Here is an 8,120-nt window from a genome sequence, read left to right as displayed (position 1 = left end):
TATGTAGTTTTTAGTTGCTTGCATTTGTAAGTTTTAAAATCCATCATTGTTTTTTAATTTCGTATTCTACAAAAATAATCCATTTATCTGTAATCTGTCGTTTTGTCAGTTTTTTATAGAACATAACATGTAGTAATAATATATAATGAGAAAAGTCTTTATTCTTGACTTTTGTTACAACAGTTTTGCCGCTTGTTTACTTTGACGAAATAAATTTTGAATCAAAGAAATATATATATTGACTCCCTTTTACATATTTTATAAAAAAATATGACTATTTAGCATCTTGTAAAAAATTGTTATAAACAAAATAATAAGTAATTGAGTATATTTTAATATATTTGTATAAATCATTCAAAAAAATGGAACTACCTGATAATATACGAGATACGAAAGTATGTATTCTCAATTTTTACAAAGAATTTTAGAATCTCATAATACTTGCTTAATAATCACAATACTTTATAAAAAAACATAATGTTCGTAATTTTTTTGAAAGAAGTAAATATTTTTTTAAGCTCGCTGATAGCATATTTAGTTATTGGGTGCTTTTTAGGGATGAGCGGTTTAGTATTGTGGGTTTTCCCTGATACCAATGTTTTGGAATATGGATTTGCGGAGATGGATGTATTTTTTAAGTATGCTCCATATCTTTTTTTATTATTAGTGCCATCCATAACGATGAGGAGCTTTTCAGAGGAAAAAAAAAATGGAACTTTAGATATATTGCTCACAAGCCCGGTCTCAGAAGAAGCCATTATAGGTGCAAAATATCTTTCGGGTGTTTTTTTAATACTTTTGGCATTAGCGCCGAGTATTATTTTTTATGCTTCTCTCTCTTTTCTTGCGTATCCTACGGGAAATATTGACACGGGAGCAATTATTGGTAGTTATATTGGGTTACTCCTGTTAGGAAGCGTCTTCGCTTCTATAGGTATTTTTTGTTCTTCCTGCACAGAAAGTCAAATTGTAGCATTTATTATCACTTGCCTACTCTGTTTTTTCTTTTATGAAGGGTTTGAATCCCTCTCTCGCATTGATGTATGGAAAAATTATTCTCTTTGGATGGAAAAATTAGGAATTGTAAGCCATTACCATTTCATAAGTAAAGGGATAATAGATATTGCTGATATACTCTATTTTATGAGTATTATTTTTCTTTTTTTACTTGCTACAAAAATAAGCTTAAGCTTCCAAAAATGACACTCAACCAACAAAAAAAAATAGAACATACCTTTTTATTCATAAATGGACTTCTCATCGTAGTGCTTCTTCATTTGGTTGGTAAGATATTTCCTCTTAGAATTGATGTCACAGAGGAAAAGAGGCATAGCATTTCTTATGCATCTAAAGAATTGCTCCGCTCTTTAGATGATAAAGTTTTTATTGAGGTATATTTGGATGGGGAACTCCCATCGGGTATGAAACGTTTTCAAAAATCTATCCAAACTCTTTTAGAAGAATTTCAAATATATGGCAAGGAAAACATTCAATTTGTATTCAAAGACCCCAGTATTGCCGCCTCTCAGCAATCTCAAAATACCTTTTATAAACATCTTATACAAAAAGGTCTCCAACCCACAAATCTTACTTTCAAAAAAAATGATAATCGCATAGAACGACTTATATTTCCGGGCTGTATTATTTCTTACTCTCAAAAGGAAAGAGCTGTAAACCTTTTGAAAGGCAATAAAAATAACGCTCCTGATGAAATTTTGAACCAATCCATTGAAAATATAGAATACAACCTCGCCTCTGCCATAAAAACAATCGTCCAAAACAACGTTCCCCGAATAGGAATAGTAGCTGACCATCACAGTATGGACAGCATCTATTTAGAAGGATTTTATACCGCTTTGCAAGAAAAATTTATTGTCAGAAATCTCAACCTTTCCCAACAAAATGATATAATCAACGGCTACGATGTTCTCATAATCATAAAACCTACCATTCCTTTTGAGGAAAAAGAAAAGTATTATTTAGACCAGTATCTCATCCGGGGGGGCAAACTGATGTTTTTTATAGATGCCTTACGTGTAAATATGGATAGTATTGATGCCGATGGTACCTACTCTTTCCCCGTAGAAAACGGTTTGGAGGATATGCTTTTCAAATATGGAGTTCGTATCAATCAAAACTTTGTTTTAGATGTCTCTTGTAGTGATATTCCCATTGTAGCGGGAAATGTGGGTAACCAACCACGTATGCAAATGCTCCCATGGCCGTTTTTTCCCGTCATTAGTAAGTATTCCGAACACAGTATAGTGAAAAATTTAGACATAATGCAACTCCGTTTTGTTTCTACCATAGACACAGTAAAGGCGATGGGTATCCACAAAACTCCCCTACTGTTCACCTCACCCTATTCCCGCATACTGAATGCTCCTGTATTAGTGAGAATACAAGATGTACAAGGCGGTATACTCCCGCAGTTCTTTAACTCTCCCTCGCAGCCGGTATCTTATCTTTTAGAAGGAAAATTTCAATCTTTTTATAAAAACAGGATACCCCGTGGTGTGAATAATTACGACTTTCTGTCCGAATCTCAAGAATCAAAAATACTTGTCGTGTCGGATGGGGACTTTGTGAGAAATGAAATAAATCCTGCCAATGGGAAATCCATGGAATGGGGATATGACCCCTATCTCAAGGTTCAGTATGCCTCTAAAGATTTTCTTTTTAACGCTTTAGATTATTGTATTGAGAAAGATGGACTGATACTAAGTAGGAACAAAAGCATCAAACAGAGATATTTAGACACCGTAAAGGTAAAACAATATAGAAATTTTATTCAAATCATAAACATTGCTACCCCTCTTTCAGGGATTATTCTATTTGGAATATGTTTTTGGTGGGGGAGAAAGAAAAAATGGGGTAAATGAAAAACACATCTGATAATGCAATAAAAAAAGAGAAAATCCGAAAAGTCCATTTTGATACATTTATAATTTTGTAAATGGTTGATTATCAATAGGTTTAAAACTCAATATTTCTGTAAAAAGGATTTTTCGGAGTGGATTCAACTATAATACATATACAGTTACACTAAAAAGTTTATGAAATCTACATTTATTAAAAAAATAGGTACCAACCTCACTTTTTGGGTTCTTGTATCTATCCTGTTAGGAATTTTAACAGGGCATTACTTTCCTGAAGTAGCACTCACCAACATATTACAAAATCCTATTTCCTTTCATTTGTATATAGTGGATTTTGAAATAAAAACTTCTTTGAGTGAGTTTTTGAGCAGTATATTCATCAGTACGGTAAAATTATTTATTAATCCTATTATTTTTCTTACCATTATTTTGGGAATTGTAAATATGGGAGATATAAAACAAGTAGGAACAATTGGATGGAAATCACTGGTTTATTTTGAAATAGTAACCACATTTGCTCTCCTGATAGGAATCGTAGTGGCATATATTATAGAACCCGGGAATAATGTTCCCCAAAGTATGCACGAAAACGCTCTCATACATACATATAAAGAAAAAGCAAAAGATTTTCATATAATTCCATTTCTACGTGCAAATATAACACTGCAAGTACTCTTACTATCCATAGTTTTAGGAATTTTATTGCATTTTTATTCTCAAAAAGAAAAGATAATATTGTTGCTTCACAAAATAAGTCATAGAGTATTTCAATTATTAGCGAAGGTTATGATTTTTGCTCCCATAGGAGCATTCGGAGGAATGGCTTTTACGGTTGGAAAATATGGAATAGGTACTCTTGCTATTTTAGGAAAATTGATGCTTACGGTTTATGTTACTATGGTATTTTTCGTCTTTGGGGTATTGGGGCTTATTTTGTGGTATTATAAAATAAAAATAGGGAGTTTTTTAATATATATAAAAGAGGAGATACTCATTGTATTAGGAACTTCCTCGTCAGAAGCAGCTCTCCCTTATCTTATGCAGAAATTAGAAGCAATAGGATGTCACCGTTCTATTGTTTCTTTGGTGGTCCCCGCGGGGTACTCTTTTAATTTAGATGGTACTACTATCTATCTTTCTATGTCTGTTCTCTTTTTAGCACAGGTTTTTCATATACATTTAGATTTTACACAATTTTTAACCATTATTGGTGTGCTTATGATAACGTCTAAAGGTGCAGCGGGAGTAACAGGGAGTGGTTTTATAGTGCTTACTTCTACTCTTACTACTTTACAAATAATTCCTCTTGAGGGACTTTCTTTGCTCATAGGTGTAGATAGGTTTATGTCCGAAGCAAGGGCTATTACAAATTTTATTGGAAATGGGGTCGCTACAGTTTTTATAGCCCATTCTGAAAAACAAGTAGATACAAACAAAATGCCTCCTTCTTTTTATGCAAAAGAGAAAAACACATAAAAACTTCTATTCTTACCTCATTCTTCTTTCAGAATACCCATTCCGTTGGATACAGCAGATACGTTAAAGAATCCTACCACAGGGTCATCGTCTATAATTTTTATAGATCCATTTTCTATAGTAGCAGAGAATATATTTGTTTGAGCATTAGCAAAAGAGGTTGCAAAAAGTTCTCCAAATCCTCCCGCTCTATTGGTTTGTGTTTTTACATTGGATAGATAAAAAAAAGTTTCATCGGTAATAGAATATACCTCTACATACAGAGTATCGCCTTTTTTGTAGGGTGATTTTATAAATAGGGAGTCAGAATCTGAAGTGATAGCATTATTAAAAGAACGCCTTACAGGGGGGATAAGATATATACCATCTATTTCTGCTCCTCTACTATTACTCGCATCGTAAGCGAGGACTATTTCATTTGGTTTATTGAAAAATTGATTATTTTTCCATCCTTTTATCCAATAGGCATCACCTTTGCCAGGAAAATCACGTAGCCATATTTCAGAAAACCATCTTTTATTACTCACAAAAGCATTCGTTGGTGGGACGAAAAATGTAATGCTATCTACCTGTGGAACTCGTTTCATTTTAGATACAGATACGTAGTTTTTATCATTGTATGCTACCTGAAGTATATATGTTTTCCCAATTTCTCCAAATGTTCTTCCTTCTTTTTTGGGATCCCATTCGTAGTATCCTTTTGTTTTTCCTTCTTGGAAAGTAAATATCTTTTGAAAATTGGTACTATCTATTATTCTTACTGTTGCTCCGCTTACTCCTTCGGATTCAGAGTTATCAAAATAGGGATTTGTATATAAAAGTTTGATGACCTGAACAGCATCTTTATTAGAAACTATCGCATCTACTACTAATACTCTCTCTACTTTTGCCACTTCTATGGTTATTAGATCCTCACATGCAAAGAAAATAATACCTATAAGAATATATTGTGCTATTCGTTTTGTTTTTTTCATGGTTGTTTAAAATTTAAAATTATATGAAATACCTGGAACGACCGATCCTATAACCGCAAACTGATATGCATAAGTTTGTGCTGGTCCTACGAGTTGTCTCATTGTTCCTTGTGATGTATAAATGCTAAAAGGGTTTCTTCTTCCGTAGAGATTATAAATAGATAATACTACTTGGTGGTTTATTTTACGTGGTTGTCCATTAGGTTTTATGGGTTTTGAATTCCATGTAGCTCCTATATCTAATCTATGATAGTCGGGAATACGTGTGTTATTTCGGGAATTGCTGTAATTATAGGGTACGGTTATATTTTGAAATTGATACCTTGATGTAGGGAGTGTAGTGGGAGTTCCTGTTATGTATGTAAAATTAGCAGAAAGAGACCACTGAGAATTTATATCATAGAAAGTAGTAATTTTCAGGTTATGGGTTTGGTCATAGCGAGTGGGGTACCACGTTCCGTTATTTATATCATCTATTTTTAATTCTGTTCTACCGAGTGTATAGCTTACCCATCCATTAAACTTGCCTTCTTTTTTTTGAAAATACCATTCTATTCCATAGGCTCTCCCTATACCGGGCAAGACAGCCCCTTCTAAATATCTATTGATAAGTAAATTAACACCGCTCACATAATCCAATTGATTGGTAGTAGTTCTGTAATATACTTCTACTGATGCCTCGTATATATTTTTTTTGAAATTTCTAAAATATCCTAATACAAACTGGTCGCCGGTTTGTGGTTTAATGTTATTGGTGCTTTGTGTCCATACATCCAATGGATTAGAAGCAACGGTATTGGATATGAGGTGTATGTATTGAGCCGTTCTATTATAGCTTCCTTTTATGGACTGCTCTTTATTAAAGGCGTATGTAAAAGAAATCCTTGGCTCGGGATTCCAGTAAGATTGTATGAGTTCTCCGGCAGCTGCTTCTTTTACTACACTCGGAATCTTTGAATACCCTTTTCGGAAATATTGAAAATCATACACAGTAGCCGCCCCTATATAATAATAAGTAGATAAGCGGATCCCATAATCTAAAGAAAATTTAGAAGTTATTTTTTGTTGGTTTCCTATATAAAAAGATGATTCTATAGAATTCTTTTTTGGTAGACTAATATCACTCTTTTCTCCGTTACTTATACCAACTGCATTCGCTGGATTAAAGATATAAAAAATAAGTTCCGCTCCAAAACTTATTTCATTATTTGCATTCACAAAATATGTAAATTCGGGCTTAAAATTTATAGTGGATATATCTGATTTCCATGTAAATTGATTTTCTTCGTTTTGAACAAATGCCAAACTATAATCATAATTACTATAAAAAAAACTAAAATTAGAAAATATTTTTTTAGAAAAAAGATGATTCCATCTCAATGTAGCGGTAGTATTTCCCCAAGAGAACCCTTGATTCGCACTAAACATAAAAACATCTCTTCCAAAATATCCCGAAAGAAATATTCTATTATTTTCGTTTATTTGATAATTTGTTTTGAGGGTAAGGTCATAAAAATAAAGCTCCGCTCCTCCGTCTAAGATATCCGTAAATGGTTTTATTAAAGCATCTATATAAGACCTTCTGCCCGCAATAATAAACGATCCTTTATTTTTTTTGAAAGGTCCCTCTATTGCTAATCTGCTAAAGATAGTTCCTATACCTCCGTTTACTTGGAATTTCTGATTATTGCCTTCTTTCATTTTTATATCTAATATGGAAGAAATTCTCCCTCCAAAACGAGGTGGAATACCACTTTTATACAATTTCAAATCTTTCACCGCATCAGGATTAAAGACAGAAAAGAAACCGAATAAGTGACTCGCATTATAAACAGGGGCTTCATCTAATAGTACTAAATTCTGACCCACGCTTCCACCACGAACATTGAACCCCGATGCTCCTTCCCCAACAGTGCTTACTCCGGGTAAGAATTGAATTGTTTTTATGACATCTATTTCTCCCGCAAAAGAAGGGACTTTTAAGACAGTTTGGATATCTAATCTCTTTATTCCTATCTCTGTGCTGGTTACGTTATAATTTTCCTTTTGACCTGAAATCAAAACCTCTTCTAATTGTTTCTGCCCCACCAATAAAGAAATATCTATTCTTTGGTCTGCTTCCAAAACAACCTCTTTAGCAAGGGTTTCATAGCCAATAAAACTATATTCCACAGTATATGTCCCCGCAGGAATAGAAATGGAATAAAATCCATATACATTTGCCACAGTACCGTACTCTGTTCCTTTTATTCTAATATTTGCTCCTATTAAATCCTCTCCATTAGAAGCATCTTTTATAGAGCCACTGATAGTATAACTTTTGGTTTGTGCCATTGCACCGCCACTCCACCATAATATCCCTATTATCAATAATAATTTTATTTTTTGCGTCATAATAATTGTTTAGTATGTAGATGTTATATTTCTCCATATTAAGCTTTTTTTAATTTCTTTCAAAATATTATAGAAAAAATGCTTAAGGAGGGTTCTAAAAATTCAAAATTATTTTATTTTGTTGGTAAATAAGGTTGAAGAAGTAATTGGTATATTTTTCTCTACTAAGATTTTTATTTTGACCTCCCCCAGCCCCTCCACGAAAACGTGTTAGGTTTTGAAAACCTAACACGTTTAATAAAGAGGGGAGTTTTTGACTTCCCCCAGTTACCAATATTTCGGTGCTACGCACCTTTTGATTGTGTTGTTGTGGCATTTTTATAACAAAATTACAGGGATACACCCTTAAAAAGCAACGTAGTTGCGAAATGTTGGTAGTGCGTAGCACCAAAATATT

6 protein-coding genes are annotated in these 8,120 nt (G+C 33.2%); 3 read left to right on the top strand and 3 right to left on the bottom strand.

All coding sequences use genetic code 11. The annotated features are described in order from the left end of the window. The first annotated feature begins 477 nt into the window (after positions 1-477). The 3 genes from gldF to QM536_08720 all read left to right on the top strand — a co-directional run bounded on the left by gldF (position 478) and on the right by QM536_08720 (position 4,355). Positions 478-1,203, top strand: coding sequence for a gliding motility-associated ABC transporter permease subunit GldF (gene gldF, locus QM536_08730; protein MDI9357090.1), 726 nt, complete (start codon positions 478-480; stop codon positions 1,201-1,203). Then, positions 1,200-2,882 carry a gliding motility-associated ABC transporter substrate-binding protein GldG gene (gene gldG, locus QM536_08725; protein MDI9357089.1) on the top strand — a complete coding sequence of 561 codons (1,683 nt, stop codon included), beginning with the start codon at positions 1,200-1,202 and terminating at the stop codon, positions 2,880-2,882. Before gldF ends, gldG begins: the two co-directional genes overlap by 4 nt. Positions 2,883-3,056: 174 nt before the next feature. Further along, positions 3,057-4,355, top strand: a complete 1,299-nt coding sequence (locus QM536_08720) for a cation:dicarboxylase symporter family transporter (protein MDI9357088.1) — start codon at positions 3,057-3,059, stop codon at positions 4,353-4,355. Positions 4,356-4,372: 17 nt separating this feature from the next. On the opposite strand, the gene QM536_08715 is transcribed toward QM536_08720, so the two are convergent. From QM536_08715 to QM536_08705, 3 genes are all read right to left on the bottom strand, one after another. Continuing rightward, positions 4,373-5,329, bottom strand: a complete 957-nt coding sequence (locus QM536_08715; protein MDI9357087.1) for a DUF4249 family protein — start codon at positions 5,327-5,329, stop codon at positions 4,373-4,375. 6 nt (positions 5,330-5,335) lie between these two features. Further along, positions 5,336-7,723, bottom strand: coding sequence for a TonB-dependent receptor (locus QM536_08710; GenBank protein ID MDI9357086.1), 2,388 nt, complete (start codon positions 7,721-7,723; stop codon positions 5,336-5,338). Positions 7,724-7,817: 94 nt separating this feature from the next. Beyond that, positions 7,818-8,120, bottom strand: a 303-nt coding sequence (locus QM536_08705; protein MDI9357085.1) for a hypothetical protein, incomplete at its 5' end; no start/stop codon positions are given.

The sequence above is a fragment of the Chitinophagaceae bacterium genome, assembly GCA_030053935.1.
Classification (GTDB): Bacteria; Bacteroidota; Bacteroidia; order Cytophagales; family JASGCU01; genus JASGCU01.
The sequence above is the reverse complement of the archived record's forward strand: the minus strand, read 5'-3'. Positions and strand labels throughout refer to the sequence as shown.